This window comes from Streptomyces sp. NPDC031474, from assembly GCF_055581185.1.
Genome location: NZ_JBVIJX010000034.1, coordinates 1 through 22,448, shown reverse-complemented (window position 1 = coordinate 22,448; position 22,448 = coordinate 1). Strand labels below are relative to the sequence as shown.

The window sequence follows — 22,448 nt, the reverse complement described above, 5'->3', positions numbered from 1 at the left end:
AACGACGGACTACCGGCACAGGACACTAGTGAGTAGGCGTCATGCTTGACATCATCCGGCCCGACGACCGGCGATATCCCGGCGTCCGGCACGTCTACACCGCGACTGGCTCACCCGCGGCGGTGATCAGACCGCGCTCGGCCGACGAAGTGGCCGAGGCACTGCTCTGGGCCCGGGAGGCCGGCGGCCCGCTCTCGATCCGCAGCGGCGGGCACGGCCTCAGTAGCGTGTCCACCAACGACGGCGGCACCGTCATCGATCTGGGCGAACTCAGCTCGATCGAGCGGATCGACGCCGGTGACGGCCTGGTCCGCATCGGACCGGGCGCACGCTGGGGCGATGTGGCCCGGGCCCTGCATCCCTGGGGTCTGGCGATCAGCTCGGGCGACTCCGGGGACGTAGGCGTCGGCGGGCTGGCGACGACCGCGGGCGTCGGCCTCATGGGCCGGGCGCACGGCTTGACGATCGACCACATCGTCGCGGCCCGGATCGTGACAGCGGACGGGTCGATACGGACCCTCGACGCGGAAGAGGAGCCCGACCTGTTCTGGGCCGTGCGCGGTGCCGGTGCGAACATGGGCATCGTCACCTCGATGGACTTCCGCGCCGCGCCGGTGCCGATGGTCGCCCATGCCACCTTCCACTACGGCGTCCCCCGGCTGGCACCGTTCCTGCGTTCCTGGGGAGAGACCGTTGAGGCCGCGCCCCGCGAGATCGGCGCGTTCCTGTACATGGGGGGCGGGGAGGTCGTCATGGCGAGCGTCGTCTTCGCCGGCGAGGACACCGTGGCCGCCGAGCAGGCGTTCGCTCCCTTCCTCAAGATCGGCCGCGTCCTCGGCCGACGGGCTGTGCTGACGCCCTACGCCTCAGTCGTGACCCGAACCGGAGCACCGCACTACGGTCAGCAGGGCGCCTACCTCCACAACGGATTCGCCGTCCACCTGGACGGCCCGCTCAGTAAACGACTCGAGACACTGCTCGGATCGCAGTACGGCACGATGGTGCAGATCCGATCGGTCGGCGGCGCGGTCAACGACGTCCCCACCGAGGCCACCGCATTCGCACACCGGCACCAGAACTTCTCGGTCACCGCGGTGGCACCCGGTCCTTCGGCGTCGTTCGACGCCGCGTGGGAGTTCGTCCGCCCGTCACTGGACGGTCTCTACCTCAGCTTCGAGACGGCGTTCTCACCACAGCGGCTGACCGACGCCTTCCCGCCGCCGACGCTGCAGCGCCTGCGTGAGATCAAGCGCAAGGTCGATCCGGAGAATGTGTTCAACCAGAACTTCCCCGTCGCGTAGCAGGCGGAATCCTGCGCGAACACCTCACCGCTCTCACCGACTAGAGCGCGCTAGCACCGAGGCCGACAAGCCGGAGAGGCACGCCGGCGTCGGGAACGCTCCCCCAACCACCCGACGCGCAACAGAATCGATTCCCGGAGGAAATCATGGACAAGAAGGTCATCGCGCTGGTCGGCGGCACCGGGCACCTGGGCGGTCTCATCGCCGAGGGGATCCTCGCACGGCCAGACACGCAACTGAGGCTGCTCGTCCGGGCCGAGAGCCGCGCCAAGGTTGCCGACCTGGAACGCAGGGGCGCCCAGATTGTGGAGGGGGCGACCGGAGCTGACAGCGTTGGGCCGCTGGCCGCGCTCTGCGCCGGTGCCTCCACCGTCATCTCGACCGTGCAGGGCGGACCCGAGGTCATCGTCGAGGGCCAGCGGGCACTGCTGCACGCCGCACGTGAGGCGGGGGTACGGCGCTTCATCCCCTCCGACTTCACCCTCGACCTGTTCAAGCTCCCGGCCGGACAGATCCTCTCCACCGACTGGCGTCGCCAGTTCGCCGAGATCGCCGACGACGAGAGCGGCGATGTCGAGGTGGTCAGCGTTCTCAACGGCAGCTTCCTCGACCGGGGCACGCTGTTCGACTGGCTCCGCATGGTCGACACCGAGGCGCAGACCGCGTACGTCTGGGGCGATGGCGACGCCCCCGTGCAGTACACCACCTGGGCGGACACCGCTCTGTACACCGTGGAGGCGGCCCTCGACGACCAGCCGATCGGCCGGGTCCTCCCGGTCGCCGGCGACAGCCTCGACTTCCACGGTTTCGTCGAGGCCTACGAAAAGGGGACCGGTCAGAAGCTGCGCAAGGAGCGCCTGGGCTCGCTGGACGACCTCGACCGCCGCATCGCCGACATGGTGGAGAGCGAACCTCAGAACTTCTTCGCCTACCTCCCGCTCATGTACCTCCGCGGCAGCCTCCGGGGCGACGCCCCGCTGCCTCCCCTGATGAACGACCGCTACCCCTCGATCCAACCGATCACTGTCGAGCAGTACTTCGGCGCGAACGAGGGCTACCCGACGCCTCAACGCTGAGCGACGCCGGTGCAGGGCACCGCCGGACGCCACAGTCCGCAGCACCACTGGGTCGAACCGCGATACCCCGCCCCGGCGGAGTAGTGCCGTCTCCTTCACTTCCTGAAGGAAAAATCATGACCAAGGTCTGGTTCATCATCGGCACGTCGAAGGGGCTCGGGCGCGAGTTCGCGCTCGCGACGCTGAAGCGCGGAGACAGAGTCGCCGCCACTGCTCGCGACACCGCCGCGCTCGGCGACCTGGTGGACCGGTTCGGTGACGCCGTGCTGCCGCTGCGCGTGGACGTCGCCGACCGCACCAGGTATTCGACGCGGTCGCCGCGGCCAAGGAGCGGTTACTGACCTTGAAAGCGTGATGTCGTCATGGAGGGGTGTGCACGAGTCCGGTGCCGGTGAGGCAGCCGTCGAGGACGTCGTGGCGGTCCTGGAGCTGGCGTAACCCCCGCCGGACGGCGGTGATCAGGTCTTCTGGGTCGGCGAATGCCCGGTTGGCCGTGGTGGTGCGCCGCAGTACCGACCAGATGCCCTCGACCGGGTTGAGGTCCGGTGCGTAGGGCGGGAGTTGGTAGACGGTGAGCCAGTCGCGTTCGGCGATGTAGCTGCGCATCCCTGCCGTCAGGTGGGTGTTCAGGTTGTCCCACACCAGCACGATCGGGCCGCCGAGCTGCTGGTGCGCGGTCTGGATCAGGTCGTGGTAGTCCTTCCAGGAGAAGCTCTTGCGTCCGTCGGGCCGGGCGTCCTGGCAGGGCCGGTAGATCAGCCGCGAGTGTTCGCCTGCTTTGTAGCAGGCCAGGGCTGCGACGGATAAGCGGCGGCGGGAGCGGCCCCGCACGCGCGCGACGGGAGTGCGGCCGCGGTGGGGCCAGGTACGGGCGGTCGGCGTCATCGAGAAGCCGGCCTCGTCCTCGAAGACGAGCCAGGCATCGAGCGCCGCCACCGTCCTTCCACGCTCGGCCAGGTCTCCTTCACCCAGCCGGCCACCGCCGCCTCGTCACGCTCCACCGCCCGGCAGCTGGCAGCCCTGCCTCTTGAGCAGCGCGGCAACACCCTGCACGGTGTAGCTCTTGTGGAACCGGCGCCCGATGAGGGTCTTGATCCGTGACAGGGTCCAGGTCTGGTCCGGCCAGCCGTGCGCTACCGGCCCCTTGGCCAGCTCCTGCTACGAGAAGGTGCGAATCGCCGCGTGAAATAGACGGGCAGATGCCTGTCCGGAAAGTTCGTGGCCCCTCACTGCAGGCTGCCATAGAGCGTCCGGGCAGGAAGCCGCTGGTCGCACGGTTCGGAGGTATTCCGCTGAGGCGGAAGGAGAACGCCGTAGTCACGGACGTGTCCTCGACACGCGGCATCACCCGGCCCCAAAGAGCTGGTCACCCGGCTCCTGGCCGGTCGCTGCGAGCTTTGCAGAAGTACGGATGGCATTGCCGTCCACCACATCCGCAAGCTCGCCGACCTCGCCGCCTTCAGGCAGCCTCACCCCTCGTGGGTCGCTGTGATACTCAAGAAACGACGCAAGGCCCTTGTGGTCTGCCGGACTTGTCACTCCAGCATCCAGACACCGGCTGCGGAACACGGATAGATCGCTGGAGAGCCGCCTGCGGGGAAAACCCGCACGGGCGGTTCGGGAGGAGGGCACCGGAAAAGGTCCCGCACCGCGGGAACCTCGCCGGTGTCCTACCTCACTCCGCTGATGGGCTTCGTCGACCACTGCCGGGGCGGCAGCGGCGAGCCGGTCGCGGGCCTGCTGCTACCCGGCAGCGCGGGCAGCAACACCGCCGCCGACCACATCGCCACGGCTCGACTCGCGCTGGCCCAGCTGCCCAAACACCATCGACGTGGCCGACGGACACTCATCCGTACCGACTCCGGCGGTGGCACCCATGAGTTCGTGGCCTGGCTCTCCGCCCGCGGCCGGTGGCTGTCGTACTCGGTCGGCATGACCATCACCGACGCCACCCACCAGGCCGTCCTGAAGGTCCCCGCATCCGCGTGGACACCGGCCGTCGAGCCGGACGCCGAGGTCCGCGACGGTGCGAGGGTGGCCGAACTCGATGTCAGCAGCGACTATCTGAAGGGCTGGCGCAAGGGGATGCGGCTGATCGTCCGCAAGGAATGCCCGCACCCGGGCGCCCAGTTGCGCTTCACCGACGCCGACGGAATGCGGCTGACCTGCTTCGCCACCAACACCACCGGCCAGAAGATCACCCGGCTGGAGCTGCGGCACCGCCGGCGTGCCCGCGCCCAGGACCGCATCCGCGCCGCCCGTGCCACCGGCCTGCGCAACCTGCCCCTGCACGACAGCGCGCAAACCAGATCCGGCTGGAGACCGTCCAGATCGCCCTGGACCTGCTGGCCTGGATGCCGATGCTCGCCCTGACCGGCACCGCCCGGCTCTGGGAACCCCGCCGCCTGCGACTCCGCCTGCTCTCCGCCGTCGCCCAGCTGCTCACCACCGCCCGCCGCCGACACCTCAGGTTCGCCCGCCACTGGCCCTGGACCGATGTGATCACGGAGGCCATCCGGCGGCTCGCAGCCCTTCCGAACCCCGGCTGACCAGCACTTTCCCCTCCCTACGAGTAGCACCGCCCCACCGGAGCCGTGGAACCCGGCGCCCACCCGATGCGACAGTCGGGCCGCCGCCACACCCGAAAAACACCGCCGAACGCAAATCGGCCGCCAACAAGAGCTGACGGCCAATCACGAAAGATCGAGGCTAGTGGGTGTCCCGCGCCCGTCGCTTCTCGCTCAGTACCGCTATCGACACTGCACCTACCAGGGCAACGCCGTTGAACAAGTCGGTCACCCATAGCTGGCCACCGGCGAGTTGGAGGCCCTTCACTCCGGTCTGCAGCAGGTAAAGCGCGAGGACGGTGCCCCACACGTTGAAACGGCCGGGCTTGAATTGGGTGGTGCCAAGGAAGCACGCGGCGAACACGGGCAGCAGATAGGGCAGCCCCACCGACGGTGAGACGCTGCTGATCTTGGCGGCAGCCAGCACACCGGCGAGGCTGCCTGCGATCCCGGCGACGACCAAGGCGCCGAACATGTAGCGCCCGGTGCGAACACCAGCCAGCCGGGTCGCGTCGGGGTTGGCGCCGGTCGCCTGCAGGCGCCGCCCGGCCGGTGAGTGCTCCAGTGCGTACCAGGCGATCAGGGCCGCGGCGATTGCGTACACGGTCACAATGGGCAATCCCCCCGGCGCGGAGGTCGCGATCGTCTGGAAGTCCGAGGGCACAGGGCCCACGAAGTTGTAGTCGGTGACCATCCCGGTGAAGGCGACCAGGACCGAACCGGTGCCCAGGGTCGCGATGAAGCTGTTGAGGCCGACGACAGCCACCAGGATGCCGTTGACGATGCCGATGACGGCGCCGAGCCCCAGCGTCATCAGGAGCGCGATCCACGGGTTCACCTGCGCGTCGGCCATCAGCCAGGCCGAGAACGCCGCGCTGAGCCCGAGGTTCTGGGCGATCGACAGGTCGTAGGCACCCGACGCGAGGGAGAAGAGCAGTCCGAGGGCCAGGATCACGGTGATCGCCTGATCACCGGCGATCGCGCGAGCGGTGGCCACAGTGAGGAACGTGTCCGGGAGCCACAGCGCGAACACCACGATCAGCGCGGCCCACAGGTACAGGCCGCCGTAGCGTGACACCTGATACCCGACGAGGCCTTTGCCTCTGCGACGGGCCGGAGTCGGTGAGGGATGGTTGGGCGGGGTCTCGGTGGACGGCGCCGCTACGGTCGTTTCGCTCATGTCGTCAGTTCCCCCACTCGTCGTTGTCGGTCCCGCCGGACCTGAGGCTCTCAGCGAGGATGGCGTCGACGGTCAGCCGGTCGCCGTCGAGTTCCGCGGCGACTTCGCCGTCGCGCATGACCAGAACGCGGTCGCAGATCGCCGCGAGTTCCTCGGCGTCCGAGGACGCGGCGAGAATCGCCGTGCCGTTCTTCGTGGCCGCCGCGAGGGATTCGTAGATCGTGTGGCGGGCACCGATGTCGACGCCGTTGGTGGGCTCGTCGAGCAGCATCACCTGCGCGTCGTGGCGCAGCCAGCGGGCCAGCACGACCCGCTGCTGGTTTCCACCGCTGAGGGTCCAGAACTCTCTCTCGGGCTCGGCGTTCACCTGGACGCGGTTCAGCCACGTGGCGGTCTCGGCCCGTTCGGCCCGTGCGCTGAGCCAGCCGGCGAACCGGGTCCGCAGTGACGGCAGGGTGATGTTCTCGCGCAGGGTCCAGCTCGTCAGGGCGCCGAGCCGTTTGCGGTCGGCGGGCGCGTAGGCGATCCCGGCCCGTACCGATGCGGTCGGGTTCGCGCCGACCGTAAGGTCACCGAGGCGAACGGCGCCGGCGTGACGTCGGCGAGCACCGAAGATGAGACCCAGAAGGTCCTCGTAGCCGGAGCCGACCACACCGGCGATTCCGACCAGTTCTCCCCGGTGCAACGTCAGGGACGCCTCGGTCACGCCCGCGCCGCATACGCGTTCGACCCGCAGCACCGGTTCGGTCCGGCGTGCGCCCGCCGACGGATAGAACGCCTCGACACTGCGGCCGATGATCAGTTCCGCGAGCGCGTCGTGAGTGAGCCCGTCCACCTCGCGGGTGGTGACCGTGTGTCCGTCCCGCAGCACGGTCACCCGGTCGGCGAGGTCGAGGATCTCCGAGAGGCGGTGGGTGACCAGCACGATGGCCACTCCACGGGCCCGCAGCCCGCGTAGCAGCCCGAACAGGTGCCGTACCTCGGAGTCCGGAAGTGCGGCGGTCGGCTCGTCCAGGACGAGTACGTTGCCGCGGCTGAGTCCGCCGCGCAGGGCGCGCACGATCGCGACGAACGTCTGATGCGTGGGACTCAGGCTCCGAACGGGCGCGTCGACGTCCATGTCCACCGCGTACTCGGCCAGCAGGGCGTGGGCTGCCCGGCGTTCGCGGCGGTCCGACAGCCACCAGTGCGTCGTGTAGGACTCGCCGAGCGCGAGATTGTCGACCGCGCTCAGTTCGCCGACCAGCCCGAGATCCTGATGGATGAAGCGCAGTCCGGCCGCGTGCGCGGCGCCCGCGTCCCCCAGGCTCAGCGGATCCCCACGGACAGTGGCCTCGGCACCGGGGTCGGGCGCGTGGTAGCCGGCCAGGATCTTGATCAGCGTCGATTTTCCGCAGCCGTTCTGCCCGACCAGACCGTGCACTTCACCCGCCCGGACTTCGAGACTGGCCGAGGAGAGCGCGGGCCTCTCGTTGAAGGCCTTGGAGAGGTTGTGCACCACGAGCACGGCGGACGAACCGGCACCGGATACGCCATCGGTCGCAGGGGGTGCTCCCGACGACTCCGTCTTGGGTAGGGACTCCACGTCCGCTCCTCCTTTTTCCAGCATCACTGGACTCCTCACTGAGGTCGGCCGGGGTCGGCGGGTCGGCGAGCGCAGGGGTGACGGCCGTCCCGGCTCACTGCACGAGCCAGGCCTTGAGGAAGGCATCCGGATCGCCGGGGACCCTCGGAGTCCCGTGCGGCGACAGTTCGTCGTCGGCCGGAGCGTTGTCCTTCGTGAAGATCTGCGTCCAGCCCGCCGGAGCGGTGCAGCACTCGCCGAGCGCTACGCCCATGTACAGGCGGGCCAGCCCGTCGACTGCCCGCCAGCCGGTGGTGCTGTTCTCCACTGAGACCGAGGCGAACTGCTGGCCGCCCCGCAGAGCGGCCAGGCTCTGCCTGTTGGGGGTCTGGCCGACCAGTTTCACCTTGTCCACGAGCCCGGCGCTCTGCAGCGCAGCGTAGACACCGGGCAGGAAGTCGTCCGTGGGTACCACGACGTAGCGGATCGTGCTGTCCCGCTGGAGCTGGCTCACGATCTGGCTGGGCACGGTGCGGCCGACGTTCTCGGTGGAGATCTTCAGATCCGTGGTCGTGCAGCGCGGGCACAGCCGCGTCAGCGTCTTCTTGTACATGGCCACCTCGGGACCGAAGATCCCGTCCGCGATCGGGTCCTGCACGAAGAGCGTCCCGACCGGCTTTCCGGCGTCGGCGAGCACGACATTGGCCAGCAGCCTGCCCGCGGCCACATACTCGCTCGCCCCCGCGTAGGCGCCGGGCATCAGCGGACCGGGCGCGTCGACCGGCGAGATGCCGACCACCTTTATGCCCCGCTCCTTCGCGGCCTTCAACTGGGCCTGCACCGTGGAGTTCGGCAGCACACCGATGTACGTCAGCAGCTTCGGGTTGTCGGTCAACGCTTGGTTGAACGACGAGATGTAACTCTCCGGCGTGAACTGCGAGGTGGTCGTCCTCACCTTCCAGTCCAGGGCCCGCGCGGCTTCGCTCACCGCCTTCACGGTCACCTGGCATGCCGGGGCGGGACACCCGATCACGGACAGGGACAGTCCTGACGGCGGCTTGGCGGGGAGCGCGGGGAGCGTGATCGCCGACTGGTCGGCCGAGAACCGTTCCACCGTCGCCTTCGCGCTGCGCACCCCCGCTGACACCGACTCGTCCGCGTCGCCGGCCCCGTCTGCTGTGGAACTGCCACAGGCCGCCAGCGTCAGAGCTCCGCACGCGAGTATCGCGGCAAGCGTGCGGCGGCGCCCTCCCCTGTGCGGGGCGTGGCCCTCGCGTCCGTTCACACTGTCCCGGGCCATCGTCACCGGCGAGATACGTCTGAACCTGGTCATCTGATGCTCTGTCCTTTCTGCTGCGGCGAACTTGGGGTTCGTGAACCCCCACGACTGGGCGGAGCCCCTTCAGTCGCCGGATGCTCCGGTGCCGCTGGTGATGGCCAGGTCGAAGCCGAACTGGCAGCCGGCGTCCACGGCGTGCGTCGTTCCCGTGACGTACCGGCCGGTGTCGGTGACCAGATGGAGGACGGTTTGTTCGAGATGTCCTCCGCTTCGAACAGGGGGGTAGGGAGCTTGTTGAGCATGCGGGTGGCCACCTCGAAGTCCGCCCACCCCGGGTGTTCCGCATCCGGGCGGAACAACCGGTAGGTTGGTTCGTTGAGGACCATGTCCGTCGCCACGGTGGACGGGAGGATGGCGTTCACCCGGATGTTGTGCGCGGCCACTTCCTTGGCCAGCACCTTCATCAGCATGACGACCCCGGCCTTGGCCGCCGCGTAGTGCGCCAGGTTCGGGTTGGCGCACATCGCGGCCAGCGAGCTGGTGAACACCACCGACCCGCCCCGGCCGCCGCGGATGATGTGCGGGACCGCGGCCCGGGCCGTCTTCCACTGGCCGGTCAGGGCGATCTCGATCATCTCGTCCCAAGCTCGTCCATCTCCAGCGTCGGGACGAGGGTCGAGATGCCGGCGTTGGCCACACGATGTCGAGGCGGCCGGGTCGGGCGACGCCCTCCTCCACGGCGTCGGTCAGCGCGGCCAGGTCGCGGACGTCGACCTGGGAGGCGACGATCCGGCGGCCGATCGCCTCCACCTCCTTGACGGTCACGGCCAGGTCTTCCGGTGTCGCCATCGGATAGGGGACCGCCTCGGATTGCGGCAGATGTCCACGGCGATGATGTCCGCGCCTTCCCGGACCAGCGCCACCGCGTGGCTCTGCCCCCGGCCGCGCTGGCGCCCCGATGATGAAGGCGACCTTCCCGTCCAGCAGTCCCATCTCTTGCTCCTTCGTCGTTCGGTGTCAGTCGGCAGGCACCGAGTCGGCGCCCGCGGCAGTTGCAGGAAACGGCGAGCAGTTCGCAGGTGAGGAACCTTGCAGGAAAAGGAACGCGAGCGACTCTGACATGCTATCGTTAGCATCTTATGGCTCACGTCACTCTGCCCCCGTTTCCCACTCGGCGAATCACTCAGTCCTATGGGGGCTGCAGAGCCGATCAGCGCCCGCGCATCAGCGCCGCTGTGACCGGCCCGCACGCCCCGGACTCGATGTATTCGTCAACCCGCTTCACGCGTTCGCCCTCCAGCGTGACGACAGCACAGATCGAGACCCGCACTTCTTCACCCGTCTTCAACATCGCGCACATGTAGTGCTGGTCGACGTAACCGGTCGCGGTCCGCGTGAGCCGGACGTCCTCGTACCAGCGCTTGCTGGTGACGCTGAGCAGCCCTTCGAAGAACACCAGGCTCTCCTCGACCGTCTTCACCGTGTCATCGGTGTTGTGCCAGACCCGCGCGTCGTCCGTGTACAACGCGCGCAAGGCCTCGACATCGCCCTCTGCTGCGATTCGGGCGAACGCGTCGGCGACCGCCTCCACCACCCGTTCGTCCGGCATTGTCGGCGCCATGTGCCAGTCCTTTCTGATGGGTGTCGATGTACGCCCCCTCGCACGGCTCCGTGAGGACCGAGGCGACAGGGAACCGAGAGCGGCGCCATGGGCCCGTCACCGGCCGACGAGCGGTCGGCAGGACCGCGCCCGAAGGATGGCGTGGGTGTGCCATCCGGGCAGCGGAGGGGTGGAGGCGGACCGGGGGACCGTGAATTCGGCTCGGGTTCGGCCTGCTCCACGGTGCTTATGGTTTTACGTCGACCAAGTCGAATGACGACGTGGGTCGGAGGTCATTGCGCTCGCGCACGATGTGGGAGTGGTGTCATGGGAGGGGCCTCCCTCCCCAGAGGGTCAGTGCTATCGTTTGCGCAAGAGTGGGCCGTCTCAATGCCCGGTGTCAACACCCTCGACACGTCCTTGTTACATCGAGGCGCCACGGCGCTCCGGTCACTCTTCTGATCCAGCGGCCCGCCTCCGGCATCAGCCACGAGGGCGTACCGCTGGCCGAATGCGAGATCCGGGAGCAGGTGCCGGACATGCCCGTGCTGCTCGCCTGGCCGGGCCTGCGCCAACCTCACCAGACGAGCACAGGCGTTCGCCGACCTCTGCCGCGGGGCCCTCGAGGCCGGACCGGTACGGCCGGTGGCCAGGGATCGCACGTCGGCATCGCGTCACCGCCAGTGACGCCCGCATACGGGCTCTGCCCAAGGATCGGCCCGGACTCGTCCGCGCTCGTTACCGCTTCCACCCCTCGGGACCACGCGATAACCCAGGATCCTCAAGAGTTCCAGAGACGCTGGTCCCAGAGCCCGCCACCAAGGCGAACCGTGGGCTTGACGTGGCGGGAAGGGATCCGATGATGGCGAGGTGAGGACACAGAACGGCGAGTCGGTTCTGGCGAGGGCCGTGCGGATCTTCGAGGCGTTCACGCCGGAGGAGTCGGCTCTGACCGTCTCGGCGATCTCCCGGCGTACCGGGCTGCACGTGGCGACCGTGTCGCGGCTGGTGGCCGAGCTGGTCTCGTACGGGTTCCTGACCCGGGACGACGACCGACGGGTGCGGATCGGCATGCGCCTGTGGGAACTGGACACCCGGGCCTCGCCCACCCTGTCGCTGCGCAACGCGGCCATGCCGTTCATGGAGGGCGTCCACGACGTCGTCGGCCACCATGTGCAGCTCGGGGTGCTGGACGGCGAAGATGTGCTGAGGCCGTGATCAACTACGCCCGCATCGCGGGCCGTGTGCCCCTGCACGCCTCCTCCAGGGGCCTGGTCCTCCTCGCCCACGGCCCCGCCGACTTGCGGGCCAGTCCCCGGCCGTAGGCATCGATCGTGCGCGGTGCCCGTCCCAGATCCGTCCAGACCGTCAGCCAGCCTGCCGCCTGCTCGTGCCGGCCGAGCACCGCCCACTTCTCCTTGAGCACCGTCGTGCCGCTCAAGCCATCTCCCAAGTCCGTGGAGGAGACATGATCACCCTGGCAGATTCCACGTAACTTTTAAGATGCTGAAACGGCAGATGTTCGGCTGGGCCAACTTCGACCTGCTCCGCAAGCGGGTCCTCCTCGCAGCGTGAGGCCGTTCATGATCGCGGTTGTGGTGACCCTCCGTGGCTCCGGCACTAAAAGTGATCCAGAACCACGATTCAGCCGCCGCCGACAACGGCTGAGTCAGTTATGTCGCGGGCGGTACGGATCCGTGAGGTGTTCACACCCGAGGAGCCGGCCGAGATCCCCCGTGGCACGGACTGCACCTGGCGACAGCGTCGTACCTGGCTGGCAGTGGGGCCGGGTATGGACCGAAGGAGCGGCTCGTCTCGTGTAGCCTCCCGCTCTCTGGCGACCTGACCGTCGGCGACGCCCGCGCGCCCTGAGCCGGCGCGAGAAGAGACTACTCGGCATGGTCGAGCCGTCGTGGGGCGGGCTGGGCGGAGGTCGACGCCGTCAAGGTGTCGACTGCCAGTCGCCCGGCCCTCTCGCCGGTGCGACGCACGACCCAGGGAGGCGACCCGACCAGAGCACATCCACTCAGTCATGCGCGGGTGGCCTTCACTCGCGCAGTGGAGCCTGCGGCCTGTGCCGGTACTGATAGGCCTGGCCTATACGGGGCATCGATTTTTGGTCGTGGACCCCTCATCTGTGGCCCGGTTCACTGTGGCGAAAGTCGGCGCGTACCGATCGGGCTCGGTGTCGCGCGATCAGGGAGGCTGCAATGACGCATACCCCGGACAACGGACGAGCCGAGCAAGCCGCGCGCATCACGGTGAAGCCGTGGTATCGGCAGTTGTACGTCCAGGTGCTGGTGGCGATCGTGATCGGCGTCGTGCTGGGCTGGCGGTGGCCGGATCTGGCCACCGACATGGAGCCGATCGGCACGACGTTCATCACCGCGATGAAGATGCTGATCGGCCCGATCGTCTTTTTGACGATCATCGGTGGCATCGTCGGCGTCGCGGACCTAAAGAAGGTCGGACGCACCGGGATCAAGGCGCTGACCTACTTTCAGGTCGGCACGATCGCCGCTCTCCTGACGGGTCTGGTGGCGATCAACATCTTCCGGCTCGGCGACGGCGTGCACGCCGACCCGTCGACACTGAAGACGTCTGGCGACGCGAGCCAGTACGTCTCGCAGGGGGAGCACCAGCACTGGTGGGAGTTCCTCACCAACATCGTGCCGAACAGCTTCTTCGGCCCGTTCGTCGAGGGGAACATCCTTCAGGTCATCTTCCTGGCCGTCGTCTTCGGCATTGCGGTGAAGATGGTGGGGAAGACGGGCGAGCCGATCATCGCGGCCGTGGGACGCCTGACCGAGGTCGTCTTCAAGGTCCTGTCGTTCGTCATGAAGGCTGCCCCGCTCGGCGCCTTCGGCGCGATGTCGTACGCCATCGGGAAGTTCGGCCTGTCCACCCTGACCAGCCTCGGCTCGCTGATCCTCCTCTTCTACGTCACCTCCGCCGTTTTCGTCGTCGTCGTGCTCGGTGCTGTGCTCGCCCTGTACGTGCGGCTGAACATCTTCCAGCTCTTCCGCTACTTCAAGGAGGAGTTCTGGCTGATCCTCGGCACCTCGACCGCCGAGCCCGCCCTTCCCGGACTGATGCGCAAGCTCCAGTTCATGGGTGCGGAGCGGTCCACGGTCGGCCTGGTGGTGCCGACCGGCTACAGCTTCAACCTCGACGGCGCGGCGATCTACCTCTCGCTGGCCACCCTCTACATAGCCCAGGCCACCGACACCTCCCTCTCCGTCGGCCAGCAACTCGGGCTCCTGGCCGTCATGTTGTTGACGTCCAAGGGTGCCGCGGGCGTCGCGGGCGGCGGGTTCATCGCGCTTACCGCGACACTGTCGACGGTCGGCTCCGTTCCGGCGGCGGGCATCATGCTCATCTTCGGCATCGACAAGTTCATGTCAGAGTGCCGGGCCTTGGTCAACTTCTTCGGCAACGCCGTCGCCACTCTGTTCGTCGCCAAGTGGGAGAACGGTCTGGACGTGGAGCGGGCTCGAGCGGTGCTGGCCGGCAAGGCGGGCGAGCCGCCGCTGACCACCGAGGCCGAAGACGTCCGGCCGGTCGCCCCGTCCCCCGTCCCGCAGACCGCCGAGGTGCCGTCCTGATGGTGTCCGTGCTGATAGCCCCGGACAAGTTCAAGGGCTCCCTGAGCGCCGACGAGGCCGCCCGCGCACTTGAACGCGGGCTACTGGAAGCCGCCCCCCACGCCCGGGTCGACCGACTCGCGCTGGCGGACGGGGGCGAGGGGAGCGTGGCCGCCGCCTGCGCGGGCCGGTTCAGCCCCGAGAAGATCACGGTAACCGGGCCGGTAGGCCGGCCAGTCACGGCCGAGGTCGCGGTGCACGGCGGTACCGTCCTCATCGAGGCGGCGGCCATCTGCGGACTCGGCGTCCTGCCGGGCGGGCGCAAGGTACCGCTCACGGCCACGAGCCGGGGCATCGGTGAGGCCCTCCAGTACGCGCTGACAGGCGGAGCGGACACGATCGTCCTCGCCCTGGGCGGGGTCGCCACCACCGACGGCGGCGCGGGCATGCTGCAGTCCCTCAGTGCGGTGCTGGCCCGGGAGAACGGCACACCCATCGGCCCGGGCGGCTCAGGACTCGCCGATCTCCGTACCGTCGACCTCGCCCAGGCACGCGCGGCTTTGGCGGGAGTCGACGTCGTCCTCGCCACCGATGTGGACAACCCGTTGCTCGGGACGACGGGCACGGCCGCCGTCTACAGTCCTCAGAAGGGGGCGACCGCAAGCGAAGTGCGGGAACTGGACCGCGCGCTCGCCGGTTTCGTACGGCGACTGGAGGCGGCCGCCGTCACTGAGGCGGCAGGTCTTGCCGAAATCCGCGGTGCCGGTGCGGCCGGCGGGCTGGGATACGCCGGGATGCTGCTGGGCGGACGGGTGTGCTCAGGGGCCGATTACTTCCTCAACCTACTCGGAGCCGACGACCTGCTGGCCGGGAGCGACTTCGTCGTGACCGGCGAAGGCAGCCTCGACGAACAGTCGCTGTCGGGCAAGCTGCCGGTCGCGCTCGCCCGGCGGGCCCGTCGACTGGGAGTGGCGGTGCACGCGGTGGCCGGCCGCTGCACCCTGCCCGCGGACCGGACCGCCGCCCACTTCCATTCCGTCCAGGCCCTGACGGACCTGACCGACCAGGACTGCGCGCAGGACAGCGCCCTGTCCGCGCGGCTGCTCGCCCAGTGCGGGCGGACCCTCGCCGACCGTTGGATCGGACGCGGAGGAACGGAAACCGGCAGGTAGGCTCGCTCCGCCTGTCGTACCAGCACAGAGTGGGGAGGCACGGTGGACGCCCGGCAGTTGGAGTACTTCCTCGCCATCGTCGAGCAGGGCGGTTTCAGCAAGGCCGCCGCCGCGCTCCACGTGGCCCAGCCATCGCTGTCCCAGGCGATGGCGAACCTGGAGGCCGATCTCGGGGTGGCGCTGTTCCACCGGGTGGGGCGGGGCGTCGTACTGAGCGAGGCCGGTGCGGAACTGCTGGAGCCGAGCCGGCGGGTGCTGCGGGACCTGGACGCCGTACGGGACACCGCCGCCGCGCTCGCCGGGCTGCACGGCGGCACCGTCGAGGTCGCCACCATGCCCTCGCCCGGTATCGAACCGCTCACCACCCTCATCAACCGCTTCGCCGAGCTGCATCCGTCGGTGACGGTGAGCACCCAGGCCGCCTTCACCCCGGACGAGGTCGTCTCCCTGGTCCGCAGCGGCGCCTGCGAACTGGGCCTGCTGGGCAGTGCCGCCCCCGTGCACCCGTCCGGGCTCGACGTCCTGCATGTCGAGGACCAGCCGTTCGTGGTCGTCGCCGCACCCGGCGGGGCGATCGAGGACGACGTCACGATCCGCCCCGAGGGCCTCGCCGGCCAGAAGCTCATCGCCTCCCGCACCGGCAGCCTGATGCGCGACATCGTCGACGACATCACCGCGGGCGGCACCGGAACGGAGATCGTGACGGTCGTCGACCACCGCACGTCGATCCTGCCGCTGGTCCTCACCGGGGTCGGCGTCGCGGTGCTGCCCTCCTCATGGACCCGGCTGGCCCGCCGCTGCGGCGCGGTTGTCGCGCCCATCAAGCCGACCGCCCACCTCCACGTGGCTATGGTCAGCCTGCCCGCCCACCTGACCCCGGCCGCGCGCGCCTTCCTCACGCTCACAGAGTCGCTGGCGCAGCGGCGGGCACGCGACGCGTGACGCAGGACCGATCGGCCACGCCTATACGTCGTATCGAAAGCAGGTCTTGGACGTGCCGTGACGTCGGTGTGTTGACTCGAATCCGACCGCACGACAGCGAGCCGGAGGCACCCATGACAGCCGCACCCCGCACGTTCCGCATCGCCGCCATCCCCGCCGACGGGGTGGGCAAGGAGGTCGTCGGCGCCGGGCGAGCCGTTCTGGACGCCCTGGCCGAGACCTCCAAGAGCTCCGCCGCCCCGTTCGCCTTCGCCTGGGAGGAGTTCCCCTGGGGCTGCGAGTTCTACGGGCGCACGGGCAAGATGATGGACGACGACGGCCTGGAGCGGCTCAAGGACTTCGACGCGATCTACTTCGGCGCGGTCGGCTGGCCCACCGTCCCCGACCACGTCAGCCTGTGGGGTCTGCGCCTGAAGATCTGCCAGAACTTCGACCAGTGGGCCAATGTCCGCCCCGTGCACTTCCTGCCCGGAGTCCAGAGTCCGCTGCGCAAGGCCGACGACACGGAGCTGGACTGGGTCGTCGTCCGTGAGAACAGCGAGGGCGAGTACGCGGGCCTCGGCGGCCGCAACCTCGGCGGGCGCGGCCCTGGGGGTGAAGTCGCCGTCCAGTCGGCCCTGTTCACCGAGGTGGGCTGCGAGCGGATCATGCGGTTCGCTTTCGACCTGGCCCGTACCCGGGCCCACAAGAAGGTCTCCTCCGTCACCAAGAGCAACGCCCAGCAGTACGGCATGGTCCTGTGGGACGACGTCTTCAAGCGCGTCGCCGCCGACTACCCGGACGTCGAGACGGAGAGTGTGCTCGTGGACGCGATGTCGGCGAAGTTCGTGCTGAAGCCGGAGGACCTCTCGGTCGTCGTCGCCTCCAACCTCAACGCCGACATCCTCTCCGACCTCGGCAGCGCGCTGGCCGGCAGCCTGGGCCTGGCCGCCAGCGCCAACCTCAACCCCGAGCGCCGCTTCCCCAGCATGTTCGAGCCGGTGCACGGCTCCGCGCCGGACATCGCGGGCCAAGGCCTGGCCAACCCGATCGGCGCGGTCGGCAGCGCGGCCCTGATGCTGGAGCACTTCGGCCTGCCCGACCAGGCCGCCCGCCTGAACAAGGCGATCGAGGCCACGACCGCCGCGGGCATCCTGACCCGCGACGTCGGTGGCACAGCCACGACGGAGGACGTCGTCAAGGCTTTGATCGACGCACTCAACGCCTGACGGTCCGAAAGCGAGCTTTGAACGTTGTCGCGGGTCCTATGAACGCCATGTCCCTCGATGGCGAGTAGGGACGTGACCTTGGCTGCGGATCCCAGCTTCGGCGTCGGTCTCCGCTCCGCCGCGCAGCCAGGCCCGCGCTCCACTCGCCGGGTGCCCGCTGCTTTTCGTCGTCCGCGCGAGCGAAGGCGGGATAGGCCACCCCGGCCAGTGAGGCCGTTGGGGGGACGGTACGGGGGTCGATGTTCTGCGCCCCCTCACGCCGTCACTGTCCGGCACAGCGCAGGCCGATGACTTGAGAAGCCGTATCTCAACCGATCGTGATCACTTGATTTCTACTGGTCAGGCATGGTGTAGCTCGGAATGAGAGAGGCATCCGGCGGCTTGTTTCCGCTCCGTGAGCGAGGGGTGCGCGATGGGGCCGGTGCTGGGAATGCTGGAGGAGCGGGAGACAGCGGCCCGTGTGCGGGTGGAAGGGCTGCGCAAGGAAGTCGCCCGGTTGGCTGAGGTGTTGGAGGCCGCGGAGATCGATCTGGACTGGCGGGTGATCGCGCGGGAAGAGCTGGTCGAGGCCCTGCCAGCTTCGGCTGCCGCGACCACCTCCGTGACCGGGTCCGAGGCCGAGGAGGAAGCGGCGCCGTCGCTCGCGCGGGTGCCGGGCTCGACGGTGCCGCCCTGGCGGGAAGGGTTGCCGGTGACGGTTTTGGCGCCGGACTATCAGCGCATTCTGGGGGTGCGGGAACAGCAGCGATCCACGGGTCACGGGCCGCTTAGCCACGGAGACGGCGAAGGTCGAGGGAGTGCGGTCGAAAGCGCGGCGCCTGGCGGAGCGCGGTTGGCTCCTCTTGGAGGTGTCCGGGGCCTTCAGTGCCGGCCGGCGGCCCGTGGCCGTCCCAGACGCCGGCTCATCCGCGTGACCACCGGCCGCCGGATCATCGCCTCGCTGGTGGCGGGCAGGGTCTCGTAGTCACGGGCCAGACGACGTGAGTTCATCAGCCACGCGAACGTGCGCTCTGCCACCCACCGTCTCGGCAGCACCACGAACCCTGTCATGTCGTCGGTGCGCTTGACGATCTCCAAGGTCAGGGCAAGTTTGTCGCGGCACCAGCCGACGAGGCCGCCGGTGTAGCCGCCGTCGGCCCAGACGAGGGTGATGTCGCGGTGCAGACGGCGCATCCGGGTCAGCAGGCCCGCCGCAGCTGCCCAGGCGGAACAACCGCGCCCGGTTCTCCGTTGACTCGTACGTGGCTGCGGAGGGGACAGTGTCCCCAGGCCTCACCTATTGCTCATGGAGACGATCGTCCGGCTGAAGCTCGATAAAGCCCATCGCCGCGAGGCGACCGCCGTCCGCACGTCACCTCATTCGGCCCGGCTGCTCCCCGTCCAGCCGGGGCCTCGTCATGTGCGGCCTAATTGGTTGTGACCGCTCTTCCGTGATGACTACGGCTGCAGGAGGATGCGGGCTCTGAGCAGGGTGAAGGAGGCGCGGCTGTACATCTGCCGTTTGATCGTCTTGATTCTGTTGACGTGCCCCTCAACGGCGCCGGAACTGTAGGGCGGGGTGAGACCAGCGGTGACGGCCGGGAGGTCCTGACGGACGGAGCCGGCGAAGACACCGATGGCCTCAGGACCGCTCACCTCGGCTTTCTGGATCCAGTCCCGGAGTTGGTGGCCCTGACGGTGACGGGCCATGTCCGTGAACTCCCATGCGAGGTCGCAGGCAGCGGTGATCTCCGGGCAGGCGTTCCGTACGGCTTCCAGCTGCGCGCTCTCCGAGGGCCGGAGTGTCTCCTGCGGGCGCATGATCCATGAGGTGATGGTGCGTGGGCTGGGCGTCACTGCCTGGGCGGGGACTGCGGTGCCCTTCCTGATAGTGATCACGTAGCGGTTCACGACGTGATAGCCGCCGGCATAGCCGAGCCCGATCAACTCGCGGTAGAGCTGCATCGAACTTGTGCAGCCCGCCTGGAAACGGTGCTGCACGTAGTCGGTGAACGGGTCGAGGAGCCCTGCGCCCCGGTCCCGTGCCGAGGCGAGGAGGTCCTCAAGGTCGCTGTGCCGGTAGCGCCGTACCGTTTTGCGGTCCAGTTGCAGGCGGCGACCGATGGCGCTGAGGGACAATCCCGCGGCCAATTCGGTGACGTCCCTGTGGCGTTGACGTACACGGTCAAGAAGGGGAATCGCCGGGGCAGCCGGCGGCGGTCCGGCGTCCGTGGTGGCAGGTCGGCGCAGGCATCCGCGGTGTCGGCGGCAGGTTTTCTCCACGGCCGTCGAGAGGTTTTGGAGGAGGTGCCAGCGATCGGCGACTTCCCGGGCGTCAGGGGCCGCCTGCCTGATGGCCTTGGTGAATGCCATGAGGCGGTCACGGCACACGATCTCGGCGCCGGGGTGCTCCTGAAGCCAGTCGGCAACCGAGCCGGTCTCGCGGTTGGGCAGGACGCCTACGGGCCTGGAGTTTTCGACGTCGACGAGGACGGTGCCGTAGGTCCGTCCTTTACGGAACGCGAACTCGTCGATGCCCAGTATCCGCGGCGCGCGGGCCGGCACCGGCGGGGCTACCAGTTGCGCCAACAGCGCAGTCCGTCGGCCGTGAAGCCGCAGCTTCGCGCACAGTCGCTGACCCGGGCGCCCGCCGAGTTCCGTCGCGACCGCCCTCATCACCGACTGTGCCGCCGGTGAAGAACGGCGGCGTGGCTCGGTCAGGCCCGCCACCTGTTCCACGAACGTCCGGCGTTGGCACTGGCTCTGATCGCAGAAGAACCGACGCACGTGCAGGCGGACGATCAACCCCCGCCCGCCGACGGGTAACTCGGATATCTGACGCCAATATCGGCTGTGGACCCGCGTGGCAGGACGCTCGCACTGCGGACACCTGCCGGGCGGCCCGCATCCCGCCGCATCGAAATCAAGTTGCCGTCGACGGCCATGAGCTGCCGCACCTTGAGGTTCAGGCCCGGCAAGAGGACGTCCTCAATCGTCTCCACTCGCATGCCAGAGGGATCCCCTGGCGGAACGGTCCTGCAGTCCGGGCGCTACCGGCCCAGGCTCTGACCGGGCCATCCCTCGGCACTGTCCTGGCCCTGTCGGCGTGGGCGGTTGTCAGTCGACGGATGCCATGAAGTTCAGCATCCTGCGGTTGATCTCCTCCGCGTGGTCAATCTGCGGCCCGTGGCCCGTGTTGGAGATGATCTCGGCTCGGGCGCCGCGGACCAGGCGCGGCACACGCTCCGCCTGCCGCTGCGGGTGCACGAGGAGGCTTCGCTTGCCGAGCACCAGATAGAGCGGAGTCCGGATGGTGGACAGCTCCTCCTCGGACAGGGGAAGCGGTGCCGGGCGGCGTATGCGGTAGGCGCGAACGGCCGTTCTGATCATCGTGCGCAGTTCCGGCATGACGAGGACCGGCTGTTCCAGCCAGGCCGCCAGCCGCGGGCGCAGTGCCTTGGGCGCGAAGGTCGCGAAGAGGCCGGCGAAGATCCAGACGAAGAAGCGCAGCCCCACTTTCTCCAGGCCGCCGGGGTCGAGCAGCGTGACCGAGGCGAGGCGGCCGGGCCTGCGGTGCGCCTGGTTCAGGGCGAGCCATCCGCCGTAGGAGGTGCCGACGAGGTGCACGCGGTCGAGGCCGAGTCCGGCGAGCGTCTCGTCCAGCCACTGTGCGGCGCGCTCGGGTTGGTGGATCGATTCGCGCTGCACGCTGCGGCCGGGATCACCCGGGGTGTCGATCGCGTGGACCGGGCGGTCGGCGCTGAGGGCGGGGGTGTTCGGGTACCACATGGCGGAGCAGGAGCCCGCCCCGTGCACCAGGACGACGGGGGTGCGGGATCGAGCGGCCTCGTTCGCGGGGCCGTAGCGGTAGACGTGCGTGGTACCGAAGGACGTCTCCACGTCCTCTTCCGCGAGCGCGGGTGCACCCAGTGCATACACCGCGTCGCAGGCCGCGAAGTAGCGGTCGCGCCAGGCATCGCTCACGTAGCGGCCTATGTCGGCTCGGGCACGGACAGCAGTCTCGGACACGGTCACCTCCGGATCTCATTTTCGTGATACGAACGTACCACAATGTTGGTACGGCTGTATCATCAAGGTCCTACTGGGGCCGCACCAGTGGAACGATGAGCGGAGAAACGGCCGATGCCCAAGCGCGTGGACCACGCAGAACGGCGCACCGAGATCGCCGAGGCACTGGTCCGGGTCGCCGGGCGACGCGGGCTGCATGCCGTAGGGATGCGCGATGTGGCAGCAGAGGCGGGCGTGTCGCTGCGGCTGGTGCAGTACTACTTCGAGACCAAGGAGAAGCTGCTGCTTTTCGGACTGGAGCACCTGACAGCGAGGTTCGGGGAACGGGCCTCCGCCCGTGTGCGGGCCGCCGGGGACAGTCCCGGTCCGCGGGAAATGATCGAGGCGCTGCTGATGGCGGCGCTGCCGACCGACGAGGACAGCCGCACCTTCCACTTTGTCTACACCTCCTACGCAGTTCTGGCCGTGACCGACCAGGCACTCGCCGCCCAACCCTTCATCAAGAACCCGGATGCCGCAGAAGACGCGGTAACCCAGCTCCTCCGGCAGGCGCAAGAGGCAGCTCTGCTCGAGCCCGGTGTGGACGCACAGTTGGAGGCAGCCGGCCTGCTTGCCATGTCTGCGGGACTCGGCACCAGCATCCTCGTCGGCCAGCGCAGCCCGGAGTCTGCCATCGCCGTCCTGGACCACCGCCTGGACCGAATCTTCCGCACCGGTGATGCGGCTAGTTGATGGGCGGCCGACTCACCGCGTAGGAGCCGCTGCCGGCGGAGCGGCCGCATACCCTGTCCAGCCGGTCTCATCATCAAGGCGTAGCCATCACGGAAGAGCGGTCACAACCGCCTAATTGGCCATGCAGGGCTGGGGAGTAAGGGCCTTGACCCCGGATGTTGAACACACGAGACACTGGATCCTGAGGATCTGAGAACGGACATCTCGTGGTCATGAAGAACTACCCGCCACAGTT

At 68.7% G+C, this 22,448-nt stretch carries 17 protein-coding genes and 4 pseudogenes; 11 read left to right on the top strand and 10 right to left on the bottom strand.

Annotated features, from left to right (window positions below):
- The first annotated feature begins 41 nt into the window (after positions 1-41).
- The 3 genes from ACZ5SK_RS44200 (at position 42) to ACZ5SK_RS44190 (ending at position 2,718) form a co-directional block, all read left to right on the top strand.
- A complete protein-coding gene (locus tag ACZ5SK_RS44200; RefSeq protein ID WP_069764820.1) occupies positions 42-1,301 on the top strand; it encodes an FAD-binding oxidoreductase in 1,260 nt (419 codons plus the stop codon).
- Between the two features lie 146 nt (positions 1,302-1,447).
- Positions 1,448-2,377: an NmrA family NAD(P)-binding protein gene (locus ACZ5SK_RS44195; protein WP_069764819.1), complete on the top strand. Its 930-nt coding sequence runs from the start codon at positions 1,448-1,450 to the stop codon at positions 2,375-2,377.
- A 116-nt stretch (positions 2,378-2,493) separates the two neighbouring features.
- A complete protein-coding gene (locus ACZ5SK_RS44190) occupies positions 2,494-2,718 on the top strand; it encodes an SDR family NAD(P)-dependent oxidoreductase (RefSeq protein WP_069764818.1) in 225 nt (74 codons plus the stop codon).
- Positions 2,719-2,737: 19 nt separating this feature from the next.
- Here ACZ5SK_RS44190 and ACZ5SK_RS44185 read toward each other — a convergent pair.
- Positions 2,738-3,535 (bottom strand): annotated as a pseudogene (locus ACZ5SK_RS44185) (IS630 family transposase); the annotation flags it as partial.
- A 204-nt stretch (positions 3,536-3,739) separates the two neighbouring features.
- On the opposite strand from ACZ5SK_RS44185, the gene ACZ5SK_RS44180 reads away from it, so the two are divergent.
- Together ACZ5SK_RS44180 and ACZ5SK_RS44175 are read left to right on the top strand one after the other, a co-directional pair.
- The gene (locus tag ACZ5SK_RS44180) at positions 3,740-3,952 is read left to right on the top strand and encodes an HNH endonuclease (RefSeq protein WP_079141235.1); all 213 of its coding nucleotides are present in this window, start codon (positions 3,740-3,742) and stop codon (positions 3,950-3,952) included.
- Positions 3,953-4,057: 105 nt separating this feature from the next.
- A pseudogene (locus ACZ5SK_RS44175) lies at positions 4,058-4,926 on the top strand (transposase); the annotation flags it as partial.
- Positions 4,927-5,086: 160 nt separating this feature from the next.
- Here the strand turns inward: ACZ5SK_RS44175 and ACZ5SK_RS44170 are convergent.
- The 5 genes from ACZ5SK_RS44170 to ACZ5SK_RS44150 all read right to left on the bottom strand — a co-directional run bounded on the left by ACZ5SK_RS44170 (position 5,087) and on the right by ACZ5SK_RS44150 (position 10,588).
- Entirely contained in the window at positions 5,087-6,124 is a 1,038-nt protein-coding gene (locus ACZ5SK_RS44170; RefSeq protein WP_069764817.1) for an ABC transporter permease, read from the bottom strand.
- 4 nt (positions 6,125-6,128) lie between these two features.
- Positions 6,129-7,709: a sugar ABC transporter ATP-binding protein gene (locus ACZ5SK_RS44165; RefSeq protein ID WP_334581512.1), complete on the bottom strand. Its 1,581-nt coding sequence runs from the start codon at positions 7,707-7,709 to the stop codon at positions 6,129-6,131.
- A 94-nt stretch (positions 7,710-7,803) separates the two neighbouring features.
- On the bottom strand, positions 7,804-9,021 hold the full coding sequence (locus ACZ5SK_RS44160; RefSeq protein ID WP_079141233.1) for a sugar ABC transporter substrate-binding protein: 1,218 nt from the start codon (positions 9,019-9,021) through the stop codon (positions 7,804-7,806).
- Positions 9,018-9,602 (bottom strand): SDR family NAD(P)-dependent oxidoreductase, encoded by a 585-nt coding sequence (locus ACZ5SK_RS44155; RefSeq protein ID WP_218109058.1) that lies wholly within the window; start codon positions 9,600-9,602, stop codon positions 9,018-9,020. Before ACZ5SK_RS44155 ends, ACZ5SK_RS44160 begins: the two co-directional genes overlap by 4 nt.
- A gap of 575 nt (positions 9,603-10,177) precedes the next feature.
- Positions 10,178-10,588, bottom strand: coding sequence for a nuclear transport factor 2 family protein (locus ACZ5SK_RS44150; RefSeq protein ID WP_079141232.1), 411 nt, complete (start codon positions 10,586-10,588; stop codon positions 10,178-10,180).
- Between the two features lie 849 nt (positions 10,589-11,437).
- Here ACZ5SK_RS44150 and ACZ5SK_RS44145 point away from each other — a divergent pair.
- The gene (locus ACZ5SK_RS44145; RefSeq protein WP_256122979.1) at positions 11,438-11,785 is read left to right on the top strand and encodes a helix-turn-helix domain-containing protein; all 348 of its coding nucleotides are present in this window, start codon (positions 11,438-11,440) and stop codon (positions 11,783-11,785) included.
- 4 nt (positions 11,786-11,789) lie between these two features.
- Here ACZ5SK_RS44145 and ACZ5SK_RS44140 read toward each other — a convergent pair whose 3' ends face one another.
- Positions 11,790-12,008 carry a hypothetical protein gene (locus ACZ5SK_RS44140; protein WP_079141231.1) on the bottom strand — a complete coding sequence of 73 codons (219 nt, stop codon included), beginning with the start codon at positions 12,006-12,008 and terminating at the stop codon, positions 11,790-11,792.
- A gap of 769 nt (positions 12,009-12,777) precedes the next feature.
- Here ACZ5SK_RS44140 and dctA point away from each other — a divergent pair.
- The 4 genes from dctA (at position 12,778) to ACZ5SK_RS44120 (ending at position 17,473) form a co-directional block, all read left to right on the top strand.
- Positions 12,778-14,172, top strand: a complete 1,395-nt coding sequence (dctA, locus tag ACZ5SK_RS44135) for a C4-dicarboxylate transporter DctA (protein ID WP_334581515.1) — start codon at positions 12,778-12,780, stop codon at positions 14,170-14,172.
- Positions 14,172-15,323 (top strand): glycerate kinase, encoded by a 1,152-nt coding sequence (locus tag ACZ5SK_RS44130; RefSeq protein WP_069764812.1) that lies wholly within the window; start codon positions 14,172-14,174, stop codon positions 15,321-15,323. The genes dctA and ACZ5SK_RS44130 overlap by 1 nt, the downstream gene beginning before the upstream one ends.
- Positions 15,324-15,365: 42 nt before the next feature.
- On the top strand, positions 15,366-16,265 hold the full coding sequence (locus tag ACZ5SK_RS44125) for a LysR family transcriptional regulator (protein ID WP_468577764.1): 900 nt from the start codon (positions 15,366-15,368) through the stop codon (positions 16,263-16,265).
- A gap of 113 nt (positions 16,266-16,378) precedes the next feature.
- Positions 16,379-17,473 carry a tartrate dehydrogenase gene (locus ACZ5SK_RS44120; RefSeq protein WP_069764810.1) on the top strand — a complete coding sequence of 365 codons (1,095 nt, stop codon included), beginning with the start codon at positions 16,379-16,381 and terminating at the stop codon, positions 17,471-17,473.
- Between the two features lie 861 nt (positions 17,474-18,334).
- On the opposite strand, the pseudogene ACZ5SK_RS44115 reads toward ACZ5SK_RS44120, so the two are convergent.
- The 3 genes and pseudogenes from ACZ5SK_RS44115 to ACZ5SK_RS44105 form a co-directional block, all read right to left on the bottom strand.
- A pseudogene (locus ACZ5SK_RS44115) lies at positions 18,335-18,670 on the bottom strand (transposase); the annotation flags it as partial.
- Positions 18,671-18,910: 240 nt separating this feature from the next.
- Positions 18,911-20,338 (bottom strand): annotated as a pseudogene (locus tag ACZ5SK_RS44110) (ISL3 family transposase); the annotation flags it as partial.
- Between the two features lie 231 nt (positions 20,339-20,569).
- Positions 20,570-21,481 (bottom strand): alpha/beta fold hydrolase, encoded by a 912-nt coding sequence (locus tag ACZ5SK_RS44105; RefSeq protein WP_088245477.1) that lies wholly within the window; start codon positions 21,479-21,481, stop codon positions 20,570-20,572.
- A 114-nt stretch (positions 21,482-21,595) separates the two neighbouring features.
- Here ACZ5SK_RS44105 and ACZ5SK_RS44100 point away from each other — a divergent pair, with 114 nt between their 5' ends.
- Positions 21,596-22,213, top strand: coding sequence for a TetR/AcrR family transcriptional regulator (locus ACZ5SK_RS44100; RefSeq protein WP_069764808.1), 618 nt, complete (start codon positions 21,596-21,598; stop codon positions 22,211-22,213).
- Positions 22,214-22,448 lie beyond the last annotated feature (235 nt).

What these genes read in the sequence shown, in the direction of transcription:
- ACZ5SK_RS44190 (WP_069764818.1), top strand. Translation starts at nt 2,494, where the DNA reads ATGACCAAGGTCTGGTTCATCATCGGCACGTCGAAGGGGCTCGGGCGC.
- dctA (WP_334581515.1), top strand. Translation starts at nt 12,778, where the DNA reads ATGACGCATACCCCGGACAACGGACGAGCCGAGCAAGCCGCGCGCATC.
- ACZ5SK_RS44170 (WP_069764817.1), bottom strand. Translation starts at nt 6,124, where the DNA reads ATGAGCGAAACGACCGTAGCGGCGCCGTCCACCGAGACCCCGCCCAAC.
- ACZ5SK_RS44160 (WP_079141233.1), bottom strand. Translation starts at nt 9,021, where the DNA reads ATGACCAGGTTCAGACGTATCTCGCCGGTGACGATGGCCCGGGACAGT.
- ACZ5SK_RS44120 (WP_069764810.1), top strand. Translation starts at nt 16,379, where the DNA reads ATGACAGCCGCACCCCGCACGTTCCGCATCGCCGCCATCCCCGCCGAC.
- ACZ5SK_RS44150 (WP_079141232.1), bottom strand. Translation starts at nt 10,588, where the DNA reads ATGGCGCCGACAATGCCGGACGAACGGGTGGTGGAGGCGGTCGCCGAC.
- ACZ5SK_RS44130 (WP_069764812.1), top strand. Translation starts at nt 14,172, where the DNA reads ATGGTGTCCGTGCTGATAGCCCCGGACAAGTTCAAGGGCTCCCTGAGC.
- ACZ5SK_RS44100 (WP_069764808.1), top strand. Translation starts at nt 21,596, where the DNA reads ATGCCCAAGCGCGTGGACCACGCAGAACGGCGCACCGAGATCGCCGAG.
- ACZ5SK_RS44200 (WP_069764820.1), top strand. Translation starts at nt 42, where the DNA reads ATGCTTGACATCATCCGGCCCGACGACCGGCGATATCCCGGCGTCCGG.
- ACZ5SK_RS44155 (WP_218109058.1), bottom strand. Translation starts at nt 9,602, where the DNA reads ATGATCGAGATCGCCCTGACCGGCCAGTGGAAGACGGCCCGGGCCGCG.
- ACZ5SK_RS44195 (WP_069764819.1), top strand. Translation starts at nt 1,448, where the DNA reads ATGGACAAGAAGGTCATCGCGCTGGTCGGCGGCACCGGGCACCTGGGC.